Genomic DNA, 1,064 nt, shown 5'->3' with positions numbered 1-1,064 from the left:
TCCTTGGCGCGTCGCGGCCGGAGCTGTTCGACTCAGGATGGGGACCGCACGGCTACACCGGGCGGAAATCGAGGGCTGAGCGACAACCACCCTCCGGTAAGATTCCTCGGTGAGGCAACGGGACCGGCCACCGTTGTTGTCGCAGAACAGGCTTCCCCAGGTTCCTCAGTTGGCGCTGTACAAACTCCGCTTGAGACGGATGCCGCGCCCGCCAGCGCGCAAGCGCTTCTTTTTCCTCGGATAGGCGCTGCGCCAAGGTCTGTGCGGTCACGTGCTGCCCGAACTGAGATTGGCCGTTTCCGAGAGCCTTCTGATCGAAAAATTGCGCCAGAATGCGATCTCCAACGCGCGAGCGAAAATGCGAGATATCCCAGTAAAATGACATTTCATCAGCGATCGGTTCTGTCGTAACGGCATTGACGCCTGAGAAGTCCCAATAGGACGTGCGTTGGGCCAGACGACGCTTGAAGTCGACCCACTGCGGCCATAGTCCCCGTAAACGTATGGATTCCAGATGTGCCACATGGGTCGGCGGTATGAAGATCAGAACCTTTACGTCCCGCCGACGTAATTCCTTCAGGGCCTTTTCGAATTCCCGCCATGCACGATCCGATGGCTCGTACGCCCGGAAACGTCGGTTCATATAATTATCCAAAGACTGCCGGAAACGCGCGCGCATACCCTCTCTTGCAACTTGCTCCGACATTTCGTTCGCCGTTAGTTGACCGTTGTCGAAGTAAGGCTGGCTGACCCCATCGTGGCTCAGGTTAGCCGCGACAGTTCCCACACTTTTCACAAGGGTCGTCCCGGCAATCGTCGTGAACATCGCGTCATAGACGCTAAGCCCGAAACGATTCAGTCGGTCGCGCGTAAACACCGGTGGCAGTGTGTTTGCCTCATCGAACGCGAAAAAGTCTATACCCCAAACAACCGTTTCCCCGGGTAATTCACCGCCGGGGCAGTACAGAAGGGTGGCGTGACCTCGGAAGCCCTTGTTACCGGGGCTTTAGCGATGTCGGAGATAAACACCCGAGGTTCACGCCATGAGTGAGTCTAACAGGGTT

At 57.2% G+C, this 1,064-nt stretch carries 1 protein-coding gene; it reads right to left on the bottom strand.

Going from position 1 to position 1,064, the window contains the following annotated elements; translation table 11 throughout:
* Nucleotides 1–52 precede the first annotated feature (52 nt).
* A complete protein-coding gene (locus tag CKO28_RS27715; RefSeq protein WP_200344767.1) occupies nt 53–877 on the bottom strand; it encodes a hypothetical protein in 825 nt (274 codons plus the stop codon).
* Between the last annotated feature and the right edge of the window lie 187 nt (nt 878–1,064).

The sequence above is a fragment of the Rhodovibrio sodomensis genome (genome assembly GCF_016583645.1).
Classification (GTDB): domain Bacteria; phylum Pseudomonadota; class Alphaproteobacteria; order Kiloniellales; family Rhodovibrionaceae; genus Rhodovibrio; species Rhodovibrio sodomensis.
This window is presented reverse-complemented; position numbering and strand designations above follow the sequence as displayed.